The 25,034-nt window shown below is 52.8% G+C and carries 30 protein-coding genes and 1 other RNA gene; 17 read left to right on the top strand and 14 right to left on the bottom strand.

Annotation, left to right across the window (positions count from 1 at the left end; genetic code table 11):
- Positions 1 to 133: 133 nt before the first annotated feature.
- Together N2K86_RS16670 and N2K86_RS16665 are read right to left on the bottom strand one after the other, a co-directional pair.
- Positions 134 to 490: a hypothetical protein gene (locus tag N2K86_RS16670; RefSeq protein ID WP_260659329.1), complete on the bottom strand. Its 357-nt coding sequence runs from the start codon at positions 488 to 490 to the stop codon at positions 134 to 136.
- Positions 491 to 758: 268 nt separating this feature from the next.
- Entirely contained in the window at positions 759 to 1,661 is a 903-nt protein-coding gene (locus N2K86_RS16665; protein ID WP_260659328.1) for a LysR family transcriptional regulator, read from the bottom strand.
- Between the two features lie 32 nt (positions 1,662 to 1,693).
- Between N2K86_RS16665 and N2K86_RS22675 the strand changes: the two genes are divergently transcribed.
- The 3 genes from N2K86_RS22675 to N2K86_RS16655 are packed head-to-tail and all read left to right on the top strand — an operon-like array spanning position 1,694 to position 2,785.
- Entirely contained in the window at positions 1,694 to 1,879 is a 186-nt protein-coding gene (locus tag N2K86_RS22675; protein ID WP_407065243.1) for an SDR family oxidoreductase, read from the top strand.
- A 7-nt stretch (positions 1,880 to 1,886) separates the two neighbouring features.
- Positions 1,887 to 2,447 carry an NAD(P)H-dependent oxidoreductase gene (locus tag N2K86_RS16660; RefSeq protein WP_260661708.1) on the top strand — a complete coding sequence of 187 codons (561 nt, stop codon included), beginning with the start codon at positions 1,887 to 1,889 and terminating at the stop codon, positions 2,445 to 2,447.
- A 44-nt stretch (positions 2,448 to 2,491) separates the two neighbouring features.
- Positions 2,492 to 2,785, top strand: a complete 294-nt coding sequence (locus tag N2K86_RS16655) for a YciI family protein (RefSeq protein ID WP_260659327.1) — start codon at positions 2,492 to 2,494, stop codon at positions 2,783 to 2,785.
- Here N2K86_RS16655 and N2K86_RS16650 read toward each other — a convergent pair.
- Entirely contained in the window at positions 2,782 to 3,690 is a 909-nt protein-coding gene (locus N2K86_RS16650) for a LysR family transcriptional regulator (RefSeq protein WP_260659326.1), read from the bottom strand. The genes N2K86_RS16655 and N2K86_RS16650 overlap by 4 nt on opposite strands.
- A gap of 236 nt (positions 3,691 to 3,926) precedes the next feature.
- On the opposite strand from N2K86_RS16650, the gene N2K86_RS16645 reads away from it, so the two are divergent.
- From N2K86_RS16645 to N2K86_RS16635, 3 genes are read left to right on the top strand one after another with little or no spacing between them, the layout of a single operon-like run.
- A complete protein-coding gene (locus tag N2K86_RS16645) occupies positions 3,927 to 5,156 on the top strand; it encodes an MFS transporter (protein WP_260659325.1) in 1,230 nt (409 codons plus the stop codon).
- Between the two features lie 13 nt (positions 5,157 to 5,169).
- On the top strand, positions 5,170 to 6,198 hold the full coding sequence (locus N2K86_RS16640; RefSeq protein ID WP_260659324.1) for an alpha/beta hydrolase: 1,029 nt from the start codon (positions 5,170 to 5,172) through the stop codon (positions 6,196 to 6,198).
- A 25-nt stretch (positions 6,199 to 6,223) separates the two neighbouring features.
- Positions 6,224 to 7,210, top strand: a complete 987-nt coding sequence (locus N2K86_RS16635; protein WP_260659323.1) for an aldo/keto reductase — start codon at positions 6,224 to 6,226, stop codon at positions 7,208 to 7,210.
- 292 nt (positions 7,211 to 7,502) lie between these two features.
- On the opposite strand, the gene ssrA is transcribed toward N2K86_RS16635, so the two are convergent.
- Both ssrA and smpB read right to left on the bottom strand, forming a co-directional pair.
- Positions 7,503 to 7,865, bottom strand: a transfer-messenger RNA (tmRNA) gene (gene ssrA / locus N2K86_RS16630).
- Positions 7,866 to 7,954: 89 nt separating this feature from the next.
- Entirely contained in the window at positions 7,955 to 8,437 is a 483-nt protein-coding gene (gene smpB, locus N2K86_RS16625) for an SsrA-binding protein SmpB (RefSeq protein ID WP_006178063.1), read from the bottom strand.
- Between the two features lie 156 nt (positions 8,438 to 8,593).
- Between smpB and N2K86_RS16620 the strand changes: the two genes are divergently transcribed.
- Both N2K86_RS16620 and N2K86_RS16615 read left to right on the top strand, forming a co-directional pair.
- Entirely contained in the window at positions 8,594 to 9,031 is a 438-nt protein-coding gene (locus N2K86_RS16620; protein ID WP_010434164.1) for a type II toxin-antitoxin system RatA family toxin, read from the top strand.
- Positions 9,021 to 9,308 carry an RnfH family protein gene (locus N2K86_RS16615; RefSeq protein WP_025759268.1) on the top strand — a complete coding sequence of 96 codons (288 nt, stop codon included), beginning with the start codon at positions 9,021 to 9,023 and terminating at the stop codon, positions 9,306 to 9,308. The genes N2K86_RS16620 and N2K86_RS16615 overlap by 11 nt, the downstream gene beginning before the upstream one ends.
- 107 nt (positions 9,309 to 9,415) lie before the next feature.
- On the opposite strand, the gene bamE is transcribed toward N2K86_RS16615, so the two are convergent.
- From bamE to nadK, 3 genes are all read right to left on the bottom strand, one after another.
- Positions 9,416 to 9,754, bottom strand: coding sequence for an outer membrane protein assembly factor BamE (gene bamE, locus N2K86_RS16610; protein ID WP_014884883.1), 339 nt, complete (start codon positions 9,752 to 9,754; stop codon positions 9,416 to 9,418).
- Between the two features lie 138 nt (positions 9,755 to 9,892).
- A complete protein-coding gene (gene recN / locus N2K86_RS16605) occupies positions 9,893 to 11,554 on the bottom strand; it encodes a DNA repair protein RecN (protein ID WP_260659322.1) in 1,662 nt (553 codons plus the stop codon).
- An 85-nt stretch (positions 11,555 to 11,639) separates the two neighbouring features.
- Positions 11,640 to 12,518 carry an NAD(+) kinase gene (gene nadK, locus N2K86_RS16600; protein WP_260659321.1) on the bottom strand — a complete coding sequence of 293 codons (879 nt, stop codon included), beginning with the start codon at positions 12,516 to 12,518 and terminating at the stop codon, positions 11,640 to 11,642.
- Between the two features lie 122 nt (positions 12,519 to 12,640).
- On the opposite strand from nadK, the gene grpE reads away from it, so the two are divergent.
- Positions 12,641 to 13,234, top strand: coding sequence for a nucleotide exchange factor GrpE (gene grpE, locus N2K86_RS16595; protein WP_148102930.1), 594 nt, complete (start codon positions 12,641 to 12,643; stop codon positions 13,232 to 13,234).
- A gap of 51 nt (positions 13,235 to 13,285) precedes the next feature.
- On the opposite strand, the gene N2K86_RS16590 is transcribed toward grpE, so the two are convergent.
- Positions 13,286 to 14,572, bottom strand: coding sequence for an HlyC/CorC family transporter (locus N2K86_RS16590; RefSeq protein ID WP_089600713.1), 1,287 nt, complete (start codon positions 14,570 to 14,572; stop codon positions 13,286 to 13,288).
- 18 nt (positions 14,573 to 14,590) lie between these two features.
- Positions 14,591 to 15,382: a cytochrome C assembly family protein gene (locus N2K86_RS16585; protein ID WP_041951454.1), complete on the bottom strand. Its 792-nt coding sequence runs from the start codon at positions 15,380 to 15,382 to the stop codon at positions 14,591 to 14,593.
- Between the two features lie 166 nt (positions 15,383 to 15,548).
- Between N2K86_RS16585 and ffh the strand changes: the two genes are divergently transcribed.
- The 7 genes from ffh (at position 15,549) to N2K86_RS16550 (ending at position 20,965) form a co-directional block, all read left to right on the top strand.
- Positions 15,549 to 16,910, top strand: coding sequence for a signal recognition particle protein (gene ffh, locus N2K86_RS16580; protein ID WP_003863132.1), 1,362 nt, complete (start codon positions 15,549 to 15,551; stop codon positions 16,908 to 16,910).
- A gap of 116 nt (positions 16,911 to 17,026) precedes the next feature.
- Positions 17,027 to 17,275 carry a 30S ribosomal protein S16 gene (gene rpsP, locus N2K86_RS16575; RefSeq protein ID WP_003863133.1) on the top strand — a complete coding sequence of 83 codons (249 nt, stop codon included), beginning with the start codon at positions 17,027 to 17,029 and terminating at the stop codon, positions 17,273 to 17,275.
- Positions 17,276 to 17,290: 15 nt separating this feature from the next.
- Positions 17,291 to 17,830, top strand: coding sequence for a ribosome maturation factor RimM (gene rimM / locus N2K86_RS16570; RefSeq protein WP_021241995.1), 540 nt, complete (start codon positions 17,291 to 17,293; stop codon positions 17,828 to 17,830).
- Between the two features lie 31 nt (positions 17,831 to 17,861).
- Positions 17,862 to 18,629, top strand: coding sequence for a tRNA (guanosine(37)-N1)-methyltransferase TrmD (gene trmD, locus N2K86_RS16565; RefSeq protein WP_125914974.1), 768 nt, complete (start codon positions 17,862 to 17,864; stop codon positions 18,627 to 18,629).
- A gap of 43 nt (positions 18,630 to 18,672) precedes the next feature.
- Positions 18,673 to 19,020 (top strand): 50S ribosomal protein L19, encoded by a 348-nt coding sequence (rplS, locus tag N2K86_RS16560; protein ID WP_002914145.1) that lies wholly within the window; start codon positions 18,673 to 18,675, stop codon positions 19,018 to 19,020.
- A 131-nt stretch (positions 19,021 to 19,151) separates the two neighbouring features.
- Positions 19,152 to 19,556 (top strand): DUF2946 domain-containing protein, encoded by a 405-nt coding sequence (locus tag N2K86_RS16555; RefSeq protein WP_260659320.1) that lies wholly within the window; start codon positions 19,152 to 19,154, stop codon positions 19,554 to 19,556.
- Between the two features lie 38 nt (positions 19,557 to 19,594).
- Positions 19,595 to 20,965 carry a PepSY-associated TM helix domain-containing protein gene (locus N2K86_RS16550; RefSeq protein ID WP_260659319.1) on the top strand — a complete coding sequence of 457 codons (1,371 nt, stop codon included), beginning with the start codon at positions 19,595 to 19,597 and terminating at the stop codon, positions 20,963 to 20,965.
- A gap of 1 nt (position 20,966) precedes the next feature.
- On the opposite strand, the gene N2K86_RS16545 is transcribed toward N2K86_RS16550, so the two are convergent.
- From N2K86_RS16545 to N2K86_RS16530, 4 genes are all read right to left on the bottom strand, one after another.
- Complete coding sequence (locus N2K86_RS16545; RefSeq protein ID WP_260659318.1) at positions 20,967 to 21,449, bottom strand: OmpA family protein; 483 nt, start codon at positions 21,447 to 21,449, stop codon at positions 20,967 to 20,969.
- A gap of 13 nt (positions 21,450 to 21,462) precedes the next feature.
- Positions 21,463 to 22,683 (bottom strand): diguanylate cyclase DgcN, encoded by a 1,221-nt coding sequence (gene dgcN, locus N2K86_RS16540; RefSeq protein WP_260659317.1) that lies wholly within the window; start codon positions 22,681 to 22,683, stop codon positions 21,463 to 21,465.
- A complete protein-coding gene (locus tag N2K86_RS16535) occupies positions 22,676 to 23,212 on the bottom strand; it encodes a YfiR family protein (RefSeq protein ID WP_407065242.1) in 537 nt (178 codons plus the stop codon). Before N2K86_RS16535 ends, dgcN begins: the two co-directional genes overlap by 8 nt.
- Before the next feature lie 153 nt (positions 23,213 to 23,365).
- Entirely contained in the window at positions 23,366 to 23,740 is a 375-nt protein-coding gene (locus tag N2K86_RS16530) for a DUF2799 domain-containing protein (protein ID WP_089600696.1), read from the bottom strand.
- A gap of 213 nt (positions 23,741 to 23,953) precedes the next feature.
- Between N2K86_RS16530 and aroF the strand changes: the two genes are divergently transcribed.
- Positions 23,954 to 25,024, top strand: coding sequence for a 3-deoxy-7-phosphoheptulonate synthase AroF (gene aroF / locus N2K86_RS16525; RefSeq protein ID WP_010434135.1), 1,071 nt, complete (start codon positions 23,954 to 23,956; stop codon positions 25,022 to 25,024).
- The last annotated feature ends 10 nt before the right edge of the window (positions 25,025 to 25,034 follow it).

Here is a 25,034-nt window from a genome sequence, read left to right as displayed (position 1 = left end):
ATTATGTCTGAAGAGGCGGGGAAATATTTTCTGGTGTTTTATTGAAATTCTGCTATCGACGTAGTGAATTATCAGAGAGGAACAGGGGTAAATAAAAAAGGCCGCAAAAGCGGCCTTATCGTGGGAGTGACAATTACTCAGTCACTTTTTTTTCAAGAGCGCTGGCACCTTCTTTGGTTTTATTCCAGCCTTTCTCAGCACCCTCTTTGGTGGCATCCCACCCCTTCTCTGTGCCTTCTTTGGTTTTATGCCAGGCTTTCTGGGTGTCTTCGCTGACCTTGCTGCCAACGCTTTCGCTTTTACCTTCCGCAGCATGCTTCTGTTTCAGCTTCAGTTCTTCACCTTTGTTCTGCTCTTCGTGCAGTTTTTGCTTCGCGTCGTTGGCGTTCGCTTTCGCCGCAGCGACAGTGTCGTCAGTTGCATGTGTGGTCGCAGCAAAAACTGGGGAAGCCAGCAGAACAGCAGATAATGCAATAATTGTTTTTTTCATAATATCCTCATTTAACGTTATCGGTTATGAGCGTGATTCAGCATGTCACAGATGAAGCGAAGCGGCTTTAGGAAAAAACTGTAAAAGAATGGATGCCGCGAAGGCGCTATTATCTTCGGGACAGCGGAAATAATCCCCGAGGGGCTGACAAAAAAGATTGAACTTCCGCTCGGGCCCTGGCTCATGTAGGTCGTATGCTGCGTGCCAGATTTGATATTGAATGTCACTTTCTTTCAGATGATAACCCCCTGGTACCAGGACGAAATACTTACTGATTTTTTTTAGCGCAATCAAAGAAGTTGATAACTGCCTGCACCCGCTTCACTCGCTGTGTATTCTGCAGATAGTAAAAATACACCGCCGGATACATTGGCCAGTATTCCTGCAGTATGGGTTTAAGATCCCGGGAGTCCGCCATACCGGCATGCAGGGGTTCAAAAATACGACCAATACCAATGCCGGCCCTGACTGCATCGCATACGGCGTCAATGTCGTTACAGATCATCACTGGCGCGATCTCAGGGGTTATGGACAGGCCATCTTCAACGAGCTGTAAGGGTGAAAGGCGATTCGAGGTGGTAAACCTGTAGGTGATTAACCGGTGGTCAGTGAGATCGCCAGGCTGTTCAGGCAGGCCATATTGTCTGAGATAAGCTTCTGAAGCGTAAAGGCCCATTTTGAATGCCGGATGGATTTTTTTCACGACCATCCCTTCGCTGACCGTATCCCCAAAACGAACCCCCAGATCGAAGCCCTCCTCAACAAGACTGACCGCGCCGTCATTAATGGATAGCTCCAGTTGTATGTCCGGATAGGCCAGGGTGAATTCGGCAAGTCGGGGTTTTACGATGAGTTGGTAGGCGAAGCGAGAGAGCGTGATCCTGACTGGCCCTGCAGGAATTTCACCCAGACTCTGGATGTCTTCCATCGCCAGATCTAGCGTGGCGATCGCATCTTTTGTTTTCAGTAACAGATTCCTTCCTGCTTCAGTAAGACTGATTCTCCGTGTGGTACGCGTAAATAACGGAACGCCGGTTTTAGCTTCAAGAAGCCTCAGTGACTTACTGACGGAAGGCGTCGTCACGCTCAGCTTTCGTGCTGCAGCAGAAATGCTCCCCTCGCGGGCAATAACGTGAAAGATGGTCAGCTGACCGTAAGTTGCGTTATCCATTATTAACTTCTGGTTAATAGTTTAGGTGACTAATGCAGTCTACTCGCGCTTTCGTGAACTATCTATATTGGCTACCGGCGCCGCTCGGACATTTTGGGACTCCGCAGGATATTGCCCCTGCGGTGGCCTGCCAGGCATCCGATGAAGCTTGCTTCATCACGGGTTCTGATATCACCGTGGACGGTGGTTTCAGTATTTATTCAGCATATTACAGGTAACAATCTAATGAAAAATGTGCTTATTGTTTCAGGTCATCCGAATCTTAACGCCTCCCTGGCGAATGCTACGATCCTTGATGAGGTCGCCAGGGCATTACCGGACGTAAATATTCGACGTCTCGATGCGCTTTATCCTGCCTACCAGTTTGATATTAATGCCGAACAGCAGGCGTTATTAGACGCCGATTTGATTGTCTGGCAGTTCCCTTTCTCATGGTATTCACTGCCCGGTATTATGAAGTTATGGGTGGATGAAGTATTTGTTCACGGGTTTGCACACGGCTCAACGGCAAAGCTTGGCGGTAAAAAGCTTCTGCTTTCTTTCACAACTGGCGCGCCGGAAGTGGCCTACGCTGCGTCCGGTTTCTTTGGCCATACAATTGAAGAATATTTGTCCCAGTTTGAGACAACGGCAGCACTGTGCAATCTTGATTATGCGGGCGCTATCTATACGCATGGCGTGAGTTACACAGGCCGGGAAGATGAAGAAAAACGGTCTGCCCAAAGACATTCTGCTCGTGAACATGCTGCCCGCCTGCTTGAGGCTATCAGAAGCAACATTGCCTGATCCGGTTCGAACAATTCTGTACTGACAGCTTATAAGGGTTACTAATGTTTATAATTAATATCACGGTGAATTCTGATGTAACCGAACAAACTCAGAATGAAATGTTTCCGGCTCACGTAAGATGGCTGGAAAAATATTTTAATAATGGAAAATTTCTGATGCTTGGCCCCTATATTGACACTGACGCTCATGCGGGGGTTATTTTCGCTCAGGTAAGCGGTAAGGATGAATTACAGTCCATTCTGGAGGAAGACTGCTATTATCCCGGTTTTGCACGGTATGACGTACGTGAATTTATTCCGAAGCTTATTGCAGAAGATTTTAAGAAAAATAGTTAAGTGAATAAGCTTTTCCGCTTAATGCGCAGCGCATCAACAACAAGTGAAAAGGCCGGGGAAGGCTGCTTGCGGCTGGGATAATAAAGATAGTAGCCCGGAAATGGATGACACCAGGACTCAAGCACGCGTACGAGACGGCCCTCTTTGATGTGTGGGCCGAACTCCTCTTCGGGTAAAAAGGCGATGCCTAACCCTGCCAGCGCGGCGTCGACAACATGTTCCGACGTATTAAACGTCAGCTGTCCGTTAACCCGGACGTTCAGCTCTCCTCCCTTATGATCAAATTCCCAGACGTAAATCCCACCGGAGCGGACCATGCGCATATTAATACACTGATGCTGCGTTAGATCATGAGGCGTTTGCGGCACCGGGTATCGCTCGAAATAATCTGGCGAGGCCGCCGCCGCCATACGCAGTTTCGGGCCGATGGGCATCGCTATCATATCTTTATCGATCGTATCGCCAAGCCGCACGCCCGCATCAAACCGATCCGCCACGATGTCCCGGAACCCGTGGTTAGCATCGAACTCGATATGGATATCCGGATATTCGCGCAGTAGCGGCGTCAGCTTGGGCAGCAGAGTCGTTTTCAGCACGTTCGGCCCGCAGGTGATGCGCACCGTCCCCGCGGGTTTGTCCCGCAGTTCGGTCAGCATGTCCAGCTCAGCCTCTATCTCGTCAATACGATGGCCCACCGACTGCAGCAGGCGCTCGCCTGCGGCCGTCGGGGAGACGCTGCGAGTGGTCCGCGTCAGCAGGCGGATTTGCATTCGCTCTTCCAGCCCGGAAATTGCCTGGCTCAGCGCGGGCTGCGTCACGCCAAGCTGCGCGGCGGCACGCGTAAAACTGCCTTCCCGCGCCACGGTGACGAAAGAGAGTAAATCGTTGAGGTTGCGTCTGGCCATGTTTGTTTCCGGTCAATTTATAAATTTTACTTATAAGGCTATTAAGCATTCATTAGCTAGTTTCGCCGCTACCTATTGGTAACAATTATGCGATGAAAAAGTCAACGCTAAACGACAGGCAAAGCATGCATCGTGAAGCGCCGTTGATGCCATAACGATCGTTTCCATTTTACGACGTTCCTGATCCCTGGAGTCCCGGGGAGGGCATCGCACTACCAACAGAAAAGAAAGGCTAAATGCGTAATCAGAAAACCGAAACCGGAATCAAAAACGGAGTAAGTGAAAAACAACAGGCTCACTGGAGCGGCGTGTTTGCTATGACGCTGTGCGTCTTCGTCCTGATCGCCTCCGAATTTATGCCGGTCAGTCTCCTGACGCCGATGGCGCAGTCCCTGAACGTCACCGAAGGCTTGGCCGGGCAGGGGATCGCTATTTCCGGCGCGTTTGCGGTGGTGACCAGCCTGTTCATATCCCGGCTGGCTGGCACGCTTAACCGGAAAACTCTGCTGCTCGGCCTGACGTGCATCATGGCGCTTTCCGGAGCCGTCATTGCGCTGGCACACAACTACCTGACCTATATGACGGGCCGGGCCCTGATTGGCATTGTGGTCGGCGGGTTCTGGTCGATGTCGGCGGCGACGGCTATGCGTCTGGTGCCGGTACATCGCGTTCCGCTGGCGCTGGCTATTTTCAACGGCGGCAATGCGCTGGCAACCGTTGTGGCAGCCCCTTTGGGCAGCTGGCTGGGTTCGGTCATCGGCTGGCGGGGAGCCTTCTTCTGCCTGTTGCCCGTAGCCATCGTCGCGTTTATCTGGCAATTGCTCAGCCTGCCCTCCATGCCGGTTACCCGACGGCCTCTGGGGACTGGCAACGTCTTCACGCTGTTTCGCCGCCGGGTGGTCACGCTGGGCATGATGGGCGTTGGGATCTTCTTTATGGGGCAATTCACGCTCTTTACCTATATCCGGCCTTTCCTTGAGGCGATTACGAAGGTGGACGCCTCAGCGGTGACCCTCATCCTGCTGGTCATCGGCATTGGGGGCTTCATCGGCACGACGCTGATTGGCCGGGTGTTGACGCGCGGATTCTACCCGACCCTGATGGCGATCCCGGTGCTAATGGCGATCGTCGCGCTGGCCCTGATCGCCTTCGGCAGCCAGGCGGTCATCGTAACGGCGTTGCTCGGGCTGTGGGGGCTGATTTCAACCGCCGCGCCCGTGGGATGGTGGGCATGGGTTCCACGCACGTTCCCCCAGGATGCCGAAGCGGGCGGCGGGCTGATGGTGGCGATGGTGCAACTTTCCATTGCGCTGGGTTCGACGGTGGGCGGCCTGCTTTTCGACCATCACGGCTACCAGAGTACCTTCCTGGCCAGCGCAGGGATGCTGATTACCGCAACCGTATTGATTTTCCTGACCTCACGAGCAGACGCGTCTGCCGGTGGCCATTCATCACACTCGTCCTGACAAGGAAACCATCATGAATAAATTTTCGTTAGCCCTGGGGATGCTCATCAGTGCATTTGCCGCCTCCGCGGCGGATATGTCCAGAGGCGCGGATAACTTTTATAAAAGCGAAAAGGTGACGCAGCAGAAAGTCGCCTTTAAAAACCAGTATCAGATGAACGTGGTCGGCAATTTGTTTATCCCGAAAACGATCGATCAGAACGCCAAAACCCCGGCGATCGTCGTGGGCCACCCGATGGGCGCGGTCAAAGAACAGAGTTCAAACCTGTATGCGCAGAAGCTGGCGGAGCAGGGTTTTGTCACGCTGGCTATCGATCTCTCGTTCTGGGGAGAAAGTGAAGGCAAGCCGGGGCACCTGATTTCACCGGAGATTTACGCAGATGATTTCAGCGCGGCGGTTGATTTCCTCAGTACACAACCGTTTGTTGATCCGAAGAACATCGGCGTGCTGGGCATCTGCGGCAGTGGGAGCTTCGTTGTCAGCGCCGCAAAAATTGACCCGCGTATGAAAGCCATCGCCACCGTCAGCATGTATGACATGGGATCCGCGTTCCGTAACGGCCTTAACCATTCCCAGACGCTGGAACAGCGTAAGGCCTTCATCCAGTCGGCCATTGAGCAGCGGTTTGCCGAGTTTAAGAGGGGAGAGACTGCGTACATTCCGGGCACCGTGAACAAACTGGACGCTTCCACGCCGGAAATTCAACGTGAGTTCTTTGATTTCTACCGCACTGAACGCGGCGGCTACACCCCGCAGGGCGAGAAAGAAGAACTCACGACAAAACCGATGCTGAGCAGTATCGGCAAGTTTATGAACTTCTACCCGTTTAACGATATTGAAACCATTTCACCGCGTCCGATGCTCTTTATTACCGGCGAGCAGGCCCATTCGAAAGAATTCAGCGAGGACGCTTACAAACGCGCTGCTCAGCCTAAAGAACTGTATGTCGTCCCGGGGGCAGGGCACGTCGATCTGTATGACCGCACGGACGTGATCCCCTTCGACAAACTGACAGACTTTTTCCGTAAGAACCTGAAATAACACGTTCAGTTAAGGAGTATGCGACATGAACTATAAACATCTGGGCCGAACTGGCCTGCGGGTGAGCCGCATCGGTCTCGGGACCATGAACTTCGGTGAACTGACGGATGAGCCAACCAGTTTCAGGATCATGGATGAGGCTGTGGATGCGGGTATCAACTTTTTCGATACCGCCGATGTTTACGGCGGGCCGCAGTCGCCGGATATGGCAAAGGGGTACGGGACATCCGAAGAGATCATCGGCAACTGGCTGGCGCGCGGCGGCCAGCGTGACCGGATCGTGCTGGCTACAAAAGTTTATCAGCCGATGGATACGGGCCCGAACGATAAATATCTGTCCGCTTACCATATTCGCCGGGCATGTGAAGCCAGCCTGAAAAGGCTCAAAACAGATCATATCGATCTCTACCAGATGCACCATATCGACCGGAACACCCCCTGGGAGGAGATCTGGCAGGCTATGGAACAGTTGATCCGCGAGGGAAAAATCAGCTACGTGGGCAGCAGTAACTTTGCTGGCTGGGACATTGCTACCGCACAATGTAAGGCTGACGCACGTAACCTGCTGGGGCTGGCATCTGAGCAGAGCCTGTACAATCTGACCCAGCGCACGGTTGAGCTGGAGGTCATTCCGGCACTGCGCCATTACGGCATTGGCTTGATTCCCTGGAGCCCGGTAGGGATGGGGATGCTGGGCGGCGTACTGCGTAAAATGGCGGAGGGGCGCAGGGCCGCACCGCATATGCAGGCGCGAATCAATCATCTGCGGCCGCAGCTGGAAGCCTGGGAGCAGCTTTGCGATGAAATAGGTGAAACACCGCCTGACGTTGCGCTTGCCTGGTTACTTCAAAATCCGGTCGTCACCAGCGTGCTCAGCGGGCCACGCACGGTTGAACAGCTTCGCCAGAATCTCAATGCGCTTTGCGTAACCTTGACCCCTGAAACGCTGAAAAAACTGGATGCCATCTGGCCAGGACCGGGCGGGGAAGCACCTGAAGCTTACGCGTGGTAATGGGAGTAATAACATCTACCGACCTTCGGGTCGGTAGTAGAACGGTCTGGCATCAAAACCGGTCTGCCACGAAGTGATGGTGTTATGGATGAAGTAGATTGTTTTATCACAAGTAAATAGCAGGCTACTTCTACCTGAATGCTTTCGTAACATACGCAGGTGGCAGGTTCTTTTTCGTAAGGTAAACCATCAATCCAGAGTAACTGCAGACACAAAAAAGCCCGCAGGGCTTGCGCCGTGCGGGCTTTCAGGACTTCATCAGTCGACTCTGGTGATCGCCGATGGAGAATTTTGGTGGAGCTGGCGGGAGTTGAACCCGCGTCCGAAATTTCTACATCCTCGGTACTACATGCTTAGTTTGTCTTTACATTCGCACGCCAGCTGCGGACAGACACGCCACTAACGAACTAGCCTGATTAGTTTTAGCACTTCAACCCCAGGCAGGGCATCCGCGCGATCTCTTTTGGGTTTGACCTCTCTTTATCCCCGTCTTAAGAGCGGAAGCTAGGGAGAGAGGGCTCTTAGCAGGTTATTAAGCTGCTAAAGCGTAGTTTTCGTCGTTTGCGACTATTTTTTTGCGGCTTTTTACGAGGCAAACCGCCCCTCGGCATGCACCTTGGGTTTCGCAAATCCCGTCGAATCCAGAATCAGCCCCAATAGTGTTAGACTGAGTATACCAGATTTCACTTACTGGATACCAGCCCGAAACGCTAACTTATTGAATAGTACAATAAGTGTGCAGAATCAACGTCCTGCGTTTTTCATGATACGCGCTTTATCCAACTGCCATTCGCGCTCTTTCAGGTCAGTACGTTTGTCGTGCTGTTTTTTACCTTTCGCCACGCCGATTTTCACTTTGCACCAGGCATTTTTCCAGTACATAGAGAGCGCAACAACGGTAAAGCCTTCACGGTTGATACGCCCGTAAAGAGATTCCAGCTCACGCTTGTTCAGCAGCAGTTTACGCGTACGCGTTGGGTCGCATACGTAGTGTGAAGAGGCGACGGTCAGCGGCGTAAAGTTCGCACCGAACAGGAAAGCTTCGCCGTCTTTCAGGATCACGTAGCTGTCGCCAATGTTCGCTTTACCCGCGCGCAGCGATTTTACTTCCCAGCCCTGCAGTGCAAGGCCTGCTTCGAATTCTTCTTCAATGAAATACTCGTGGCGAGCACGCTTGTTTTGCGCAATGGTCGCCGATCCTGGTTTATGTGCTTTTTTCTTCGTCATAAGTGTCGTAAAGCCGTCGGTAATCTGATTTCAAAAAGTCACCTCATTGCGTCCTGTGAGGTCTAACGCGCTATATTAGCACGAGATGAGGCTTAGCGTTTTTTTAACAGGTGATAAATGTTATTATTTGTCCGTTGTGTGACCATGGAAAATGCTATGCCTCAGATTAGCCGTACTGCGCTTGTGCCTTACAGCGCGGAACAAATGTACCAGTTAGTGAACGACGTTCAGTCTTATCCTGAATTTATCCCCGGGTGCACCGGGAGTCGTGTTCTGGAATCCGGCCCAACGCAGATGACGGCGGCGGTGGATGTCTCCAAAGCGGGGATCAGCAAGACGTTCACCACCCGCAATACGCTGACCGATAATCAGAGTATTTTGATGCATCTGGTGGATGGTCCGTTTAAGACCCTGATGGGCGGCTGGAAGTTTACGCCGCTGAGCGCAGATGCCTGTCGCATCGAATTCCAGCTGGATTTCGAATTTACCAATAAGCTTATTGAGCTGGCGTTTGGCCGCATCTTCAAAGAGCTGGCATCTAACATGGTTCAGGCGTTCACGACCCGCGCCAAAGAGGTTTACAGTGTCGCATAAGATTGCGGTGGAAGTGGTGTATGCGCTGCCGGAAAAGCAGTATCTGCAGCGCGTGACGCTGGAAGAGGGGGCCACCGTCGAGGCGGCTATTCGCGCTTCCGGCATCCTTGAGCTTCGCAGCGATATCGACCTGGCGAAGAATAAGGTCGGGATTTACAGTCGTCCGGTGAAACTTGGCGACGTATTGAAAGAGGGCGACCGGGTAGAGATTTATCGCCCGCTGATTGCTGACCCGAAAGAGCTGCGTCGTCAGCGTGCGGAGAAATCGGGTAAGTAGCACTTTCTTCCCCGGTGGCGCTGTGCTTACCGGGGCTACGATTCTTCGTAAGAACTCAGATACAAAAAGGTGCTCAATGAGCACCTTTTTGCATTTCTGACACCTGATTACTTGGTCAGGGCAGGCTTGTTGTCGATGTTGGTTAAGACACCGGCGCTGCTGAAGGTCAACGTCAGGGTTTGCTGGGTCACGTCTTCGTGGCCTGGCTGCTGACGGAATACATAGAACCAGGTGTTAGTACCGAACGGATCGGACATCATCGGGGTTCCCAGTGCATAAGCGACCTGCTGTTGTGTCATCCCCACGCGGATTTTGGACACATCGTTAGGGGTAAGGTAGTTCCCCTGGTTGATGTCAGGACGGTAAACCACTTTCTCCAGAGTGGAACAGCCTGCGGTCAACATCAGAAGAACCGCTGCGGCAGCGGTCAGCATTTTACAACGCATAGTGATTTGATTCCTTTTCGGGCCCGAGCAGAACGCGGCTCATATGTAATATGCCGATGATAATAGACCTTGCCCCACTTTGAAACCGGTCTGGCGGCGTTTTTGTTGTTCTCTATGACTCTGAGATCCCGAAAAAGTTTATGCCGCCAGCAGTTCTTTCGCATTCGCGAGCGTGTTGCGGGTGACTTCGCTACCACCGAGCAGGCGCGCCAGCTCCTGCAGACGCGCGCGTTTATCGAGCGGTTTCATGTGTGTTTCGGTCATTTCACCATCCGTCTCTTTGCTGACGATAAAGTGATGATGACCACAGCCAGCTACCTGTGGAAGGTGGGTGACACACATCACCTGAGTTGATTCGCCCAGCTGGCGCAACAGTTTGCCTACAACGGCAGCTGTCGGACCACTGATCCCTACATCCACTTCATCGAAAATCAGCGCCGGAGTTTCCATTTTACGCGCGGTAATCACCTGAATCGCCAGTGCAATACGCGACAGTTCGCCGCCGGAGGCGACTTTAGAGATGGCCTGCAGTGGCTGACCTGGGTTCGTGGTGACGCGGAATTCGATGCGATCCGCGCCTTCCGCAGTCAGGTGGCTCTCTTCGAAGCGAACATCAATACTGAACACGCCGTGCGGCATCGCCAGGGTGTGCATGCTGTCGGTGATGTGCTGGCTTAACTCCTGCGCATAGTGCTGACGGATATCATGCAGCTGTTTCGCCGTTGCCAGCGCCTGCTGATGATGCAGGTTTACCGCCAGAGACAGCGTTTCCAGTGAATCAGCCTGATCGTCGAGCTGGTGTTGTTCATCAAGGAGAGACTGATAAAAGGCTGGCAGCTCCTCCGGCGTGACGTGGTGCTTACGTGCCAGTGAGATCTGACGGGATATACGCTGCTCAAGCTCAAACAAACGGTTCGGGTCGAGATCCAGACGTTCACAGTAGTGGCGCAGTTCATCACCCGCTTCGGAGATCTGAATGGCCGCTTCTTCCAGCATATCCAGGACGCCAGAGAGTTTACTGTCCATCCCGACCAGTTCGGTAACCAGTTGACGGACGTTATACAACTGGCTCTGCAGATTTACGTCTTCGCCATCTGCCAGCATGTTGAGCGCGTTTTGGCTGGTTGAAAGTAAATGGCCGCTGTTCGCCAGACGTTTGTACTCTTCGTCGATTTGCTCAAACTCACCCGCCTGCGGGTTGAATTCGTTCAGCTCTTTAAGCTGGTACGCCAGCAGTTCCGCACGGGCGGCGCGCTCCTGGCTTTGCTGCTGGTGCTGAGCGAGTTCACGGCAGCTCTGGTGCCACTGGCGATAGTGCTCTGTCATAAGCTGAGTAAGCGCGTACTCACCAGCGTAGCCATCAAGAAGGGCTTTCTGCTGCTCGTGTTTAATTAACTGCTGATGCGCGTGCTGACCGTGGATCTGGATAAGCAGTTGACCAAGCTCGCGAAGCTGGGAGAGGGGGACCGCTGTACCGTTGATAAAACCGCGGGAACGACCGTCGCAGCTGATGACACGGCGGAGTAAACACTCACGTCCGTCTTCGAGCTGGTTCGCTTCCAGCCAGCGCAGGGCTGCAGGGGTGTCTTTCAGGGCGAAGCGGGCGCACAGGTCGGCACGGGTTGCGCCCCGGCGCACCATATCACCCTCTGCGCGGCCCCCAAGGCACAAGCCGAGGGCATCAATGGCAATAGATTTACCTGCACCGGTTTCCCCGGTGATCGCCGTCATGCCGCTGTGGAAATCGATCTCAAGTTCACGAACAATGGCAAAGTTGCTGATGGTCAGTTGTGCCAGCATAATTGTTTTCCTGTATGAAAAACCATAACTGTGTTTTCATACAGTATAAACTGGTTTTATATACAGTAAAGTCCTGGATGCAAAATCAGAACAATTTTTTTGACCAGCCAAGCTTCGAGCTTAATGTGTTGAAATAGCTGTAATCTTTTGGATGAATCAGATTCAGGTGGTAATCACATCGACGAATGAGGACATCTTCACCTTCCTGGATCGGCAGCGCTATCTGGCTGTCGCAGCTGATCTCCAGATCGTTACGGCGGTGTGAGAAACGCAGACGAATCGTGCTGTCGCCGTTGATAACCAGCGGGCGGGCGGAGAGCGTGTGCGGGAACATCGGCACCAGGGTAATGGCATCCAGTGATGGCGTCAGGATTGGGCCACCAGCGGAAAGCGAGTAGGCGGTAGAGCCTGTCGGTGTTGAGATAATCAGCCCATCAGAGCGCTGCGAAAAGGCAAAGATTTCGTCGATATACACTTCGAACTCAATCATGTGCGCCACTTTACCTGGGTGCAGAACCACCTCGTTGATCGCGGTGCTGATGCGCTTCTGGCAGTCCTGCTGGCACACCTGTGCTTCCAGTAAAAAACGTTTTTCGCTGATGTAGTGCCCTTCAAGCACGTCAGCCAGCTGCTGCTGGGCGTTATCCGGGTCGAGATCGGTCAAAAACCCGAGATTGCCACGGTTGATGCCGATGACCTTAATATCATAACGTGCCAGCGTGCGGGCCGCGCCAAGCATGTTGCCGTCGCCGCCCACCACCACGGCGAGATCCGCCTGCTGACCAATTTCCGCCAGCGTGCCGGTTTTAACGCCCTTCAGCAGCAGCTCCTGAGCAATCTGCTGCTCGACCATCACTTCATAGCCTTTGCCACACAGCCAGCGATACAACATTTCATGTGTCGTCAATGCGGTAGGGTGACGCGGATGCCCGACGATCCCAATACACCTGAAATGATTATTCATTTTCTGGAGGTCCTTGTGCCTGATGAATGATGACAATCTGTCTTGTTCCCTTGAATCCCGGAAACTGATCCCCATAATAAGCGAAGTTAGCGAGATGAATGCAGAAAAACGCGGAGAAATTCATGAGTAGTAAAGAACAGAAAACGCCTGAGGGGCAAGCCCCTGAAGAAATTATCACGGAACAGCACGATGAAGTTGAGGCTGTAGAGCCAGAAGCGTCTGCTGAGCAGGTGGACCCGCGCGATGAAAAAATTGCCAACCTGGAAGCCCAGCTGGTAGAAGCGCAAAATCGCGAACGCGATGGCGTGCTGCGTATCAAAGCGGAAATGGAAAACCTGCGTCGTCGTACCGAGCTGGACGTTGAGAAAGCGCACAAATTTGCGCTGGAAAAATTCGTCAATGAACTGCTGCCGGTCATCGATAGCCTGGATCGTGCGCTGGAAGTGGCTGACAAAGCGAATCCGGATAACGCGCCAATGATCGAAGGTATCGAACTGACGTTGAAGTCGATGCTGGACGTGGTGCGTAAGTTTGGCGTGGAAGTGATTGCCGATACCAATGTACCGCTGGATCCGAACGTACACCAGGCGATCGCAATGGTGGAATCTGAAGAGATTGAAGCCGGTAAGGTGCTGGGTGTGATGCAGAAAGGTTATACCCTGAACGGCCGTACCATTCGTGCGGCAATGGTGACCGTGGCGAAAGCGAAAGCGTAATGTGCTGCCTGTAGTGCCGGGTGGCGGCGTTCGCCTTACCCGGCCTACATTTTATTCGGCGATACTTTCGCGTAGAGGCTTAACGGGCAGGACTTTCACCTGCTTAATCATATTGTCCTGCACGTCCAGTATATCGATATCATATTGTTCAATACGCACACGCGTTCCTGCTGCTGGGATCTCTTCCAGCGCTTCCAGAATCATTCCATTTACGGTTCGCGCTTCATCTTCCGGTAAATGCCAGTTGAAAGCTTTATTGAGTTCACGGATGTTCGCACTGCCGTCGATCAGCACCGAGCCGTCATTTTGCGGGGTGACTTCTTCGGCAAGGGAAGGCGACATGGATGTGGTAAAGTCACCGACAATCTCTTCCAGAATATCTTCGACCGTCACTAATCCCTGAATATCGCCGTACTCATCAACCACCAGACCGACTTTCTTCTTGTTACGCTGGAACTTCACCAGCTGTATGCTGAGCGGTGTCCCTTCCGGCACGTAGTAAATTTCATCTGCGGCGCGTAGCATCACCTCTTTAGTGAACTCTTTTTTCTCGGTCATCAGACGATACGCCTCACGCACGCGCAGCATGCTGATGGCGTCATCCAGAGAATCGCGATACAGCACGATGCGCCCGTGCGGGGAGTGCGTCAGCTGTCGGACGATGGCTTTCCAGTCGTCGTTGATATCAATCCCAACGATTTCGTTACGCGGCACCATGATGTCGTCCACGCTGACTTTTTCCAGATCAAGTACCGATAACAGCATGTCCTGATTGCGCCGGGAGATCTGCGAGCGGGATTCATTCACGATGGTGCGCAACTCGTCTTTGCTGAGCGCGCTGCTGATGGTGACGTCTGCTTTGATGCCGACCATGCGCATCAGCAGGCGAGTCACCATATTCAGCAGCCAGACCAGCGGCATCATCAGGATCAACAGCGGTGCCAGCAGGAAGCTGCTCGGGTAGGCGACCTTCTCCGGGTAAAGTGCGGCAATGGTTTTGGGCAGTACTTCAGCAAACACCAGCACGACGAACGTTAGTACCCCGGTGGCAATCGCGACGCCAGCGTTGCCATACAGGCGCATGCCGACAATGGTGCCCAGTGCCGAGGCGAGAATGTTGACGAGGTTGTTACCGATAAGCACAAGGCTAATCAGGCGATCCGGTTTACGCAGCAGCTTTTCGACACGACGGGCGGCACGGTTACCCTGTTTGGCGCGATGACGTAACCGGTAGCGGTTGAGCGTCATCATGCCGGTTTCCGAGCCTGAGAAATAGGCGGAGATGACCACCATGATGATCAGGGTGACGATCAGCGTGGTGGTGGAGATGTGTTCCAGGGGGAACTCCTTTGTTACTTAGCCAGCAAATTGCTGTATGAAGCGACTTCCAAAATAGGCAAGGGTAAGAATGCCCGCGCCCGCGACGTTGAACCAGACTACGCGACGACCGCGCCAGCCTTCATGATAATGGCCCCATAACAGGACAATATAGACAAACCACGCGATGATGGAGAGCACCGCTTTATCGATATTCTCCACGCTGAACAGGTTCTTCATGTAAAACAGACCGGTGCAGAGCGTGAGCGTGAGCAGCACCACGCCGACCTGAGTGATGTGGAACATCTTACGCTCAATGACCATCAGCGGCGGCATTTCGTGATTAAAGGCCAGCTTTTTGTTCTTCAACTGGTAATCAATCCAGGCGAGCTGCATGGCGTAAAGCGCCGCAATAATCAGCGTCGCGTAGGCAAACAGCGACAGGCCGATATGCACAAGCATCCCCGGCGTCGCTTCCAGATGGGTAATGAACTCATTGGGCATAAACGTGGCTAACGCCAGATTGATTAGCGCGAAGGCATAAACAATCGGGAGCAGAAGCCAGCCGCGGTTTTTGGACGCAACAATGGTCATCACCGTACAAATCATCAGGCTGACCAGTGAGCCGACATTCAATACGCTCAGGTTTTGCACGCTGCCGTCGCCAGGAATAATGCGAGATTCCAGCGCAAAGGCGTGGCTTATCAGTGCTATCACCGCCGAGAGAACAGCCATGCGCCGCCAGCCGCTGTTTTTTTGCAGCAGGCCAGGAATGATCAGCGCGAGGCTGACAGAGTAGGCAACAAGGGCGATCAGTGCGAAAACAGGCATATAGGCGTCGACAGTTGTCTTAATAAGAAAGATAAGCAGTATAACGTTACGTGACGCGTGCTCCAACCGTTGCATAACAACAAAGCTGCCTTCATGTTATACTCCGGCAAAATTCTGTGTATGTGTCGCTTATGCGACCCAACGTTTCTACCCCAGGCGAAAGACAATGTTTGATAATTTAACCGATCGTTTGTCGCGCACGCTGCGCAACATCAGCGGCCGCGGACGCCTCACCGAAGAGAATATCAAGGAAACGCTGCGCGAAGTGCGCATGGCGCTGCTCGAAGCAGACGTTGCGTTACCGGTCGTGCGTGATTTTATCAACCGCGTAAAAGAAAAAGCGGTTGGACATGAAGTTAACAAGAGCCTGACCCCGGGTCAGGAGTTCGTCAAAATCGTTCGTAACGAGCTGGTTTCGGCGATGGGCGAAGAGAACCAGGTGCTTAACCTGGCGGCTCAGCCTCCGGCCGTGGTGCTGATGGCGGGCCTGCAGGGGGCGGGTAAAACGACCAGCGTTGGAAAGCTGGGTAAATTCCTGCGCGAAAAGCACAAGAAAAAAGTGCTGGTGGTGTCTGCGGACGTCTATCGTCCGGCGGCGATCAAACAGCTGGAAACACTGGCAGAGCAGGTTGGCGTGGATTTCTTCCCGTCAGACGTGGCGCAGAAGCCAGTCGACATCGTTAACGCGGCGCTGAAAGAAGCGAAGCTGAAATTCTACGACGTGCTGCTGGTGGATACCGCCGGTCGTCTGCACGTCGACGAAGCGATGATGGACGAGATCAAGCAGGTTCATGCCTCTATCAACCCGGTAGAGACCCTGTTTGTTGTTGACGCCATGACCGGTCAGGATGCGGCGAATACCGCGAAAGCCTTCAACGAAGCGCTGCCGTTAACCGGCGTGGTGCTGACCAAAGTGGACGGCGACGCCCGCGGCGGTGCGGCGCTCTCCATTCGTCATATTACCGGTAAGCCAATCAAGTTCCTCGGCGTCGGTGAGAAGACCGAAGCGCTGGAGCCGTTCCATCCGGACCGTATTGCCTCCCGAATTCTTGGCATGGGCGACGTGCTGTCGCTGATCGAAGATATCGAAAGCAAGGTTGACCGTGCGCAGGCTGAAAAGCTCGCCAGCAAGCTGAAAAAAGGCGACGGTTTCGACCTGACCGACTTCCTTGAGCAGCTGCGTCAGATGAAAAACATGGGCGGCATGGCCAGCCTGATGGGCAAACTGCCGGGCATGGGCCAGATCCCTGACAACGTAAAATCCCAGATGGATGACAAGGTGCTGGTCCGTATGGAGGCGATCATCAACTCGATGACGCTGAAAGAGCGTGCGAAGCCAGAAATCATCAAAGGTTCCCGTAAACGCCGTATCGCGGCCGGTTGCGGCATGCAGGTGCAGGACGTAAACCGCCTTCTGAAACAGTTCGACGACATGCAGCGCATGATGAAGAAAATGAAGAAAGGCGGCATGGCGAAGATGATGCGCGGCATGAAAGGGATGATGCCACCCGGTTTTCCAGGGCGTTAATCGCTTTTGAGATTGCTTTTTGCCCGAAAATGAGTAAAATTTTCGGGCTTTTAATATGACACCCGGGCTCCGTTCCTCGATGGGGCCCGGTTGTTTTATTCACACAAGAGGATGTTATGGTTACTATTCGTTTAGCTCGTCACGGCGCTAAAAAGCGTCCGTTCTACCAGGTTGTTGTGACTGACAGCCGTAATGCACGCAACGGTCGCTTCATCGAGCGCGTTGGTTTCTTCAACCCACTGGCCGCTGGCGCAGAAGAAGAAACTCGTCTGGATCTGGATCGTATCGCTCACTGGGTTGGCCAGGGCGCTACTGTTTCCGATCGCGTTGCTACGCTGATCAAAGCAGCAAACAAAGCAGCTTAATCTGTCACGGTGGTCATGATGAGCAATAAAGCACCTGTTGAACCGATCGTATTGGGAAAAATGGGTTCTTGCTACGGTATCCGTGGTTGGCTCAGAGTGTTTTCCTCCACTGAAGACGCTGATAGCATTTTTAATTACCAGCCCTGGTTTATCCAGAAAGGCGGTAAGTGGGAAGAGGTCGAGCTGGAAAGCTGGCGTCACCACAATCAGGACATCATCATCAAGCTGAAAGGCGTTGACGATCGTGATGCCGCGAATGCCCTGACTAATTGTGAAATTGTCGTGGATTCGTCGCAGTTGCCACAGCTGGAAGAGGGCGACTACTACTGGAAAGACCTTATGGGTTGCCAGGTAGTCACTACCGAAGGCTACAGCCTGGGGAAAGTCATCGATATGATGGAAACCGGGTCAAATGACGTTCTCGTCATTAAGGCAAACCTGAAAGATGCATTTGGCATCAAGGAGCGGTTGGTTCCGTTCCTCGATGGACAGGTTATCAAGAAAGTCGATCTCACTACTCAAACCATTGAAGTAGATTGGGATCCTGGTTTTTAAATTCTCCGGATAAACGGTAAAAGACGGCGCTATGTGGATTGGCATAATTAGCCTGTTTCCTGAAATGTTCCGCGCGATTACCGATTACGGGGTAACTGGCCGGGCAGTAAAAAATGGCCTGCTGAACATCCAGAGCTGGAGTCCTCGTGACTTCACTCATGACCGGCACCGTACCGTGGACGATCGTCCTTACGGCGGCGGACCGGGGATGTTAATGATGGTGCAACCCTTACGGGACGCCATTCACACAGCAAAAGCCGCGGCAGGTGAAGGCGCAAAGGTGATTTATCTGTCACCTCAGGGACGCAAGCTTGATCAAGCGGGCGTGAGCGAACTGGCGACGAATCAAAAGCTGATTCTGGTCTGTGGTCGCTACGAAGGGATAGATGAGCGCGTAATTCAAACCGAGATTGACGAAGAATGGTCTATCGGCGATTACGTTCTCAGCGGTGGTGAGTTACCGGCAATGACGCTGATTGACTCTGTCGCCCGGTTTATTCCGGGTGTTCTGGGCCATGAAGCTTCGGCAACGGAAGATTCCTTTGCCGATGGATTGCTGGACTGTCCACACTATACTCGTCCTGAAGTGTTAGAAGGGATGGACGTCCCGGCAGTGTTACTGTCTGGAAACCATGCCGAGATACGTCGCTGGCGTTTGAAGCAGTCGCTGGGCCGAACCTGGCTTAGAAGACCTGAACTTCTGGAAAACCTGGCTCTGACTGAAGAGCAAGCAAAGTTGCTGGCCGAGTTCAAAACTGAACATGCGCACCAGCAACATGAACATGATGGGAATGCGTAATACGCTCCCGAATATCAGTTTACCCAGGATAAGAGATTAAATTATGAGCAACATTATTAAGCAACTTGAACAAGAGCAGATGAAGCAGGACGTACCTTCCTTCCGTCCAGGTGACACCGTGGAAGTGAAAGTATGGGTTGTTGAAGGTTCCAAAAAACGTCTGCAGGCATTCGAGGGCGTGGTTATCGCTATTCGTAACCGCGGTCTGCACTCTGCATTCACTGTTCGTAAAATTTCCAACGGCGAAGGCGTTGAGCGTGTCTTCCAGACTCACTCTCCGGTAGTTGACAGCATTGCTGTTAAACGTCGTGGTGCTGTACGTAAAGCTAAACTGTACTACCTGCGTGAGCGTACTGGTAAGTCAGCTCGTATTAAAGAGCGTCTGAACTAAGATTCGCTTAAGCGACATCCTGTTAGAAAGGGCTGGCCGAAAGGCTGGCCCTTTTTTTATTCCATCGTACCTCTCGCGTTAACCCTTTCGTCATAAATCATTTACAATGCTTGCTCTTGAATGGAGGGGAAGTGGATAACGTACTGCACCAGCATAATGGGAAACGCGCAGCGGCATTGACCGCGCTGTTTGCGATCCTGCTGATCGTGGTCGCGCCGCTTATCTCTGTCTCGCTGCAAAAAGTTCCCATGAGCGCCATGCCGGGCATGCATCATGATATGAGCATGATGTCGATGGATGACCATCATGGTGATATGCAGCATTCCATGCCTGTTGACCATGCGGAAGCCTGCGGCTACTGCGTGCTGTTAGCGCATGTTCCTGGCGTGATGCTGGCGCTGATCGTCCTGCTCAGTGCGGTGCTGCAAAGGCTTCGCGTTAAGCCGCCGCGTCAGGCGGTCAGCCACTGGCACTTTTTCCCCTGGCTTTACCCTGATACCCGCGCGCCACCGCGGCAGTCTGCTTTTTCCCTTTAAAACTAAACCGATAACTTTTTGCCTTAGAAAGGAAAAGTATGACTACCTGCACTCCGCGCGCGGCATGGGGAAACCTGCTGCGTCGCCTTCATTTCTACGTCGGGCTGTTTGTAGGCCCGTTTATCTTCTTCGCCGCGCTGACCGGTACGCTGTATGTGGCGACTCCGCAGCTGGAAAATGCACTGTACCGACACGCCCTCCACACGGATAGCCTGGGCGAACGGCAGCCGCTGGCGGAACAAATTGCCGTAGCGGAAAAAACCGTTGGATCAGGTCTACGTTTGCACGCCGTGCGTCCGGGGCTGGTTGAAGGTGAAACCACCCGCGTGATGTTTGCTGATCCGTCGCTGGGTCCATCGGAACATCGGGCTATCTTTGTCGATCCGATAAGCCTGACGGTGCTGGGGGATATGACGGTGTACGGCACCAGCGGGATTTTACCGCTGCGCCAAAATATTGATTACCTGCACACGTCGCTGATGCTGGGCGATGTCGGGCGGCTATACAGCGAGCTGGCGGCATCGTGGATGTGGGTCGCCGCGCTGGGTGGCATCGCCCTGTGGTTTTATACCCGACCCAAACGGCGCATTAACAACCCTTTTCAGAACCGACGTCGAGTGCATGTGGCGTTAGGCTGGACGCTGCTGGGCGGAATGTTGTTATTCTCAGCAACCGGCCTGACCTGGTCTCAGTGGGCCGGAGGTAACGTTGATAAGCTGCGTGCTGAGATGAACTGGCTGACGCCGCAGGTTAATACAATGCTCTCCGGTACGCCAATGGTCATGGACGAACACGCCGAACATCGCGGTCATCATAGGGGAATGATCATGCCGGAGATGGCGATGGATCTGACGCAGTTTGATGGCGTGCTGAGCGCTGCGCGAAAGGCGGGAATTGATGCGAACAAGCTTGAGATCCGCCCCGCCAGTACGTCCGATCGAGCCTGGACGGTAACGGAAATCGATCGCAGTTGGCCAACGCAGGTTGATGCCGTTGCGGTTGATCCCAATACGATGCAGGTTATGGACAGAACCCGCTTTGAGGATTTCCCGTTAATGGCAAAACTGACGCGCTGGGGCGTGGATTTCCATATGGGGATCTTATTCGGGCTGGTGAATCAACTGCTGCTTGTTGCGTTCGGACTTGCCCTTTGCGTGCTCATTATCTGGGGGTATCGGATGTGGTGGATGCGTCGTCCGGCGAAGTCTGCAACGAACCCGGTGCAAACGCTTTGTCAGAGCTGGCTGGCGTTGTCATCCTGGGGAAGAATGGTCACAGTGATGGTCAGCGTTCTGCTGGGGCTGGCGTTACCGGTGATGGGCATCAGTCTGGCATTGTTTGTACTTGTCGACTGGCTGCGCTGGCGAGCGGCTTCAGTCGCGTCGCTCGCCGAATCCTCCGTTAAATAACTTATGGCGTGCTGATAACCACCGCAACCCGACGGTTTTCAGCGCGCCCTTGCGCGGTGCTGTTGCTGGCAATGGGATATTTTTTGCCTAACCCCCGCGTGGTGAGGTTACTGCGTGGGATGTTTGCCCCTTTCGCCCAGGTGTCTGCAACGGCATTCGCGCGTTTTAACGAGAGCGTTTCGTTATAGCTATCCTCACCATAATTATCCGTGTGACCGTCCATCCGGGCGTGGTTCAGTCCGGTTGCCGCCAGACGCGAGGCCATGGTCTGAATCTGTGTTTCGCTCTCCGGGCGCAGTCTTGCGTCATTTTTATCAAATAAGATTTTATCCGACAGCCCCAGGGACCAGTCGCCATTCAGTTCGTTAAAGCCGTAAGACTTCATCGCCGCAACTTGTTCTGGTGTAAATTTACCCGGCGGTGTCTGGCAGCCTGCCAGGGCGAGCGATCCAAGTAACAAGGGCGCGATATATCGCTTTAACATATTACATTCCTTTTTAAGTTATTGTTTTTGTACGCTGATTCTTGACCAGGTACATATTGCGGTCGGCTTGCTCCAGTAATGCTTCCACGGAGGCATTTTCCCACGCCAGAGCGAAGCCAATGCTGAGTGACAATGATGCGGTTTGCCCGTTATGCAGATCAAACGGACGGATAAACTGCTGAGACAGCGCAGCACAAATATGTTGAACTTCACGCTCAGAATGGACGCCGTACAGCACCATGGCGAACTCGTCGCCGCCGAGGCGGTATGACTGATGACGTTTATCACCAAACTCAACCATCCTGCTGGCGACTTCTATCAGCACGCCATCGCCTGCCGCATGTCCCCAGGTATCGTTGATGAACTTGAAGTTATCCCCATCGAGGAAAAGCAGGGCCGAGTTTGCCTTTGCCGATGAATCATTCATCAGTGCCGCAATGCTATTACGAAACGCGGCGCGGTTAGCCAGCCCGGTTAAAGGGTCGTGCATGGCAGTACGCAGTAACTGGGCATTCTTCGCCTGGAGCTTAAGCTGCCACTCTTCCATCTCATCCAGCAGGCTGTTGAAGTCTTCGCCAAACTGGTGGAATTCCTCAATACGGCCTTCCGTCACCCGACGGGAGAAATTACGGTTGGCGCGCACGTCATGGACGACGTCGGTAATATTCTGCATCTCCGTAACCATGCCGTGATGCAGGGAACGTGTAATGGTGAGCGCAACGGCAGAAGCAAACAGAATGCAGCCGGTCAGGACAGCAAACGACAGCCAGATAAAGTGGCTGATAAGGCTGTCTCGTGCGGTCAGGCGAATTTCGCCGATCACCGTACCGTTATGCATGATCGGTTGTGCAACAGGGACCGGAAACAGCCAGCGGCTGACCAGCGCACCCAGGGTGTCGGTGTTGTCTTCCGGATCCCATGACCAGTAAGCGAATCGTTTTTGGTGGGCATTGAGAACCTCCGCCACGGCAAATTGCCCCTGTTTACCCAGGGTGGCGAGTGTTTCATTGGCCGCGAGTGAATCATTGAAAACCAGCGAGGCTTCAAGGCTGTGGCTCATGGTGGCGCCGGTGAGTTCGAGATTCTTTTGCGCGTATTGCTTTAATGTCACCACGGAAGCGAAACACAGCAACAACCATATAAATGTCATTGTAATAATGACGCTTATCATGCTGATCCGGCGCAACGTTCTTTTAAACGTCGGACGCGGTGTAGAGGCGAAATCCTTATTCATGCTTTTTATTCCGTGCGAGCATTAATACATCTGGATTGACGCGTACGCCACTGCGCGTCAGTGCATCCAGATTGACGGAAAATCTGACCTGGTTCTGTTCTGTTATCAGGCAAAACGCACTGCCAATAACACATTCAGGATTTTGCTCTGAGATTAATAGCAACGCTCGGCCCTGATATTGACTAATTAATTCAAGTTGTTTTGCAGGCGATTCAGCCCCGAAATAAATAGCATCGCACGTCGCGGAGAGTGCTTCCCGATCGTTACGTACAATAACAGGAGTATAAGGTAACTGGTTTTGCGCATCTTCACTGCTGAGTACTTGCGTAAAGTGAGATGAAGCATAAATACAGAGTTTAGGCTGCCCTGAGAGAGAAGGCCATCGGGTATAGCTCACAATACCGGAAACAATCGAACGTACCGATTTATCGGTATCTGTGAACGGCGCTGCCGTCGCGGGACCTGCCGTAAAGAGCAGCATTATCACCAGAGTGAATCGGAACAAAGAGATCAAGAATAAATTTCTCACCAGATTCCGCCACACTGCTCTGGAAATAGTTGTCCTTAAGGTTTGTTGGCAGAATACCATTGTTTATCAACGCCGTCATTATGTCAGAAAAATCGCAAGCCAGACTTAAGCGAAATCCTACAATTGCTTATATTTGGACATCAAAAGCTAGACTCAATTAAGTCTGCTGGTACTCATACTTTCATCCATCCCTTTTTGCCATGACTCATGCAGTTTTGCTGCATTTTCGGCAGTATCACAACTGGCAGGAAAAGATTTTCCTGCTAATCCCCATGCGTGAATAAAACCCTCTTCACATACTTTCTTCTGACCGTCAGTATAACCCCGGAGATATTCACTCCGGTCGACATGGGGGTCGTTAAAACTATCGGCCAGGGTTTGATTATCTTTAACCGGCAGGCCATTCATGGCGTCTTCTTTACCTGCATCAAACCAACTCGGGCTGGTCCAGTCAGGCTGGAAGGTGTAAGGATTGATCTGGCAGCCTGATAAAAACAGTGACAACAGCGTGAGAGCAATTGAACGCATAGCCATTCTCCTTTTTCTTCAGCATAGCCTGGCTAGAGAAAGTCTGTGTGTAATTTAAAGTTTACGTTTTTATAGGGTGATTTTTGCAGTTAATCTACCAGTGTAAACAATTGTGTACGTATTTTGGATTGAAATGTTTACTTTTTATGGTATGGTGGTTTCACCTCTTCGAGGAAAACAACTATCGCAAACGAGCTTGACAGGATCGCCATCATGCAAAAAGACGCGCTGAACAACGTACATATCACTGACGAACAGGTTTTAATCACTCCGGATCAGCTGAAAGCGGAATTCCCGCTGAGCATTGCGCAGGAAGCTCAAATCGAGCACTCGCGTCAGACCATTTCTGACATCATCGCTGGCCGCGATCCGCGTCTGCTGGTGGTTTGCGGTCCTTGCTCCATTCACGATCCTGAAACCGCCATTGAGTACGCTCGTCGATTTAAAGCATTAGCGGAGGAGGTCAGCGATAGCCTCTATCTCGTGATGCGCGTCTATTTTGAGAAGCCACGTACTACCGTCGGCTGGAAAGGGTTGATTAACGATCCGCACATGGATGGCTCGTTTGATGTGGAAGCAGGCCTGAAGATTGCGCGTCGCCTGCTGGTGGAACTGGTGAGTATGGGGCTGCCGCTGGCTACCGAAGCGCTGGATCCGAATAGTCCGCAGTACCTGGGCGATCTGTTCAGTTGGTCTGCGATTGGTGCGCGTACCACGGAATCACAAACTCACCGCGAGATGGCGTCTGGCCTGTCGATGCCGGTCGGTTTTAAAAACGGTACCGATGGCAGCCTGGCGACGGCGATTAACGCGATGCGCGCTGCCGCAATGCCGCACCGTTTTGTCGGTATCAACCAGGCGGGCCAGGTGTGCCTGCTGCAAACGCAAGGCAACCCCGATGGCCATGTGATCCTGCGTGGCGGTAAAGCGCCAAACTACAGCCCGGCGGATGTCGCGCAGTGTGAAAAAGAGATGGAACAGGCAGGACTGCGCCCGGCGCTGATGGTAGATTGCAGTCATGGTAATTCGAATAAAGATTACCGTCGCCAGCCTGCGGTTGCGGAATCGGTGATCGCGCAGATTAAAGATGGCAACCGTTCCATTATCGGTCTGATGATTGAGAGTAATATTCATGAAGGCAATCAGTCATCGGAACAACCGCGTAGCGCAATGAAGCATGGCGTTTCCGTAACGGATGCCTGCATCAGTTGGGAAACCACCGATGCGCTGCTGCGTGAGATCCACAAAGATTTGAACGGCCAGCTGGCGACGCGTCTGGCTTAAGAGGGTAGTT

Origin of the sequence: Enterobacter mori (assembly GCF_025244905.1) — a bacterium.
GTDB lineage: Bacteria > Pseudomonadota > Gammaproteobacteria > Enterobacterales > Enterobacteriaceae > Enterobacter > Enterobacter mori_A.
The sequence above is the reverse complement of the archived record's forward strand: the minus strand, read 5'-3'. Positions and strand labels throughout refer to the sequence as shown.

Coding starts and splice junctions, on each gene's coding strand:
- N2K86_RS16670 (WP_260659329.1), bottom strand. CDS start 490: ATGAAAAAAACAATTATTGCATTATCTGCTGTTCTGCTGGCTTCCCCA.
- N2K86_RS16665 (WP_260659328.1), bottom strand. CDS start 1,661: ATGGATAACGCAACTTACGGTCAGCTGACCATCTTTCACGTTATTGCC.
- N2K86_RS22675 (WP_407065243.1), top strand. CDS start 1,694: ATGCAGTCTACTCGCGCTTTCGTGAACTATCTATATTGGCTACCGGCG.
- N2K86_RS16660 (WP_260661708.1), top strand. CDS start 1,887: ATGAAAAATGTGCTTATTGTTTCAGGTCATCCGAATCTTAACGCCTCC.
- N2K86_RS16655 (WP_260659327.1), top strand. CDS start 2,492: ATGTTTATAATTAATATCACGGTGAATTCTGATGTAACCGAACAAACT.
- N2K86_RS16650 (WP_260659326.1), bottom strand. CDS start 3,690: ATGGCCAGACGCAACCTCAACGATTTACTCTCTTTCGTCACCGTGGCG.
- N2K86_RS16645 (WP_260659325.1), top strand. CDS start 3,927: ATGCGTAATCAGAAAACCGAAACCGGAATCAAAAACGGAGTAAGTGAA.
- N2K86_RS16640 (WP_260659324.1), top strand. CDS start 5,170: ATGAATAAATTTTCGTTAGCCCTGGGGATGCTCATCAGTGCATTTGCC.
- N2K86_RS16635 (WP_260659323.1), top strand. CDS start 6,224: ATGAACTATAAACATCTGGGCCGAACTGGCCTGCGGGTGAGCCGCATC.
- smpB (WP_006178063.1), bottom strand. CDS start 8,437: ATGACGAAGAAAAAAGCACATAAACCAGGATCGGCGACCATTGCGCAA.
- N2K86_RS16620 (WP_010434164.1), top strand. CDS start 8,594: ATGCCTCAGATTAGCCGTACTGCGCTTGTGCCTTACAGCGCGGAACAA.
- bamE (WP_014884883.1), bottom strand. CDS start 9,754: ATGCGTTGTAAAATGCTGACCGCTGCCGCAGCGGTTCTTCTGATGTTG.
- recN (WP_260659322.1), bottom strand. CDS start 11,554: ATGCTGGCACAACTGACCATCAGCAACTTTGCCATTGTTCGTGAACTT.
- nadK (WP_260659321.1), bottom strand. CDS start 12,518: ATGAATAATCATTTCAGGTGTATTGGGATCGTCGGGCATCCGCGTCAC.
- grpE (WP_148102930.1), top strand. CDS start 12,641: ATGAGTAGTAAAGAACAGAAAACGCCTGAGGGGCAAGCCCCTGAAGAA.
- N2K86_RS16585 (WP_041951454.1), bottom strand. CDS start 15,382: ATGCCTGTTTTCGCACTGATCGCCCTTGTTGCCTACTCTGTCAGCCTC.
- ffh (WP_003863132.1), top strand. CDS start 15,549: ATGTTTGATAATTTAACCGATCGTTTGTCGCGCACGCTGCGCAACATC.
- rpsP (WP_003863133.1), top strand. CDS start 17,027: ATGGTTACTATTCGTTTAGCTCGTCACGGCGCTAAAAAGCGTCCGTTC.
- rimM (WP_021241995.1), top strand. CDS start 17,291: ATGATGAGCAATAAAGCACCTGTTGAACCGATCGTATTGGGAAAAATG.
- trmD (WP_125914974.1), top strand. CDS start 17,862: ATGTGGATTGGCATAATTAGCCTGTTTCCTGAAATGTTCCGCGCGATT.
- rplS (WP_002914145.1), top strand. CDS start 18,673: ATGAGCAACATTATTAAGCAACTTGAACAAGAGCAGATGAAGCAGGAC.
- N2K86_RS16550 (WP_260659319.1), top strand. CDS start 19,595: ATGACTACCTGCACTCCGCGCGCGGCATGGGGAAACCTGCTGCGTCGC.
- N2K86_RS16545 (WP_260659318.1), bottom strand. CDS start 21,449: ATGTTAAAGCGATATATCGCGCCCTTGTTACTTGGATCGCTCGCCCTG.
- dgcN (WP_260659317.1), bottom strand. CDS start 22,683: ATGAATAAGGATTTCGCCTCTACACCGCGTCCGACGTTTAAAAGAACG.
- N2K86_RS16530 (WP_089600696.1), bottom strand. CDS start 23,740: ATGCGTTCAATTGCTCTCACGCTGTTGTCACTGTTTTTATCAGGCTGC.
- aroF (WP_010434135.1), top strand. CDS start 23,954: ATGCAAAAAGACGCGCTGAACAACGTACATATCACTGACGAACAGGTT.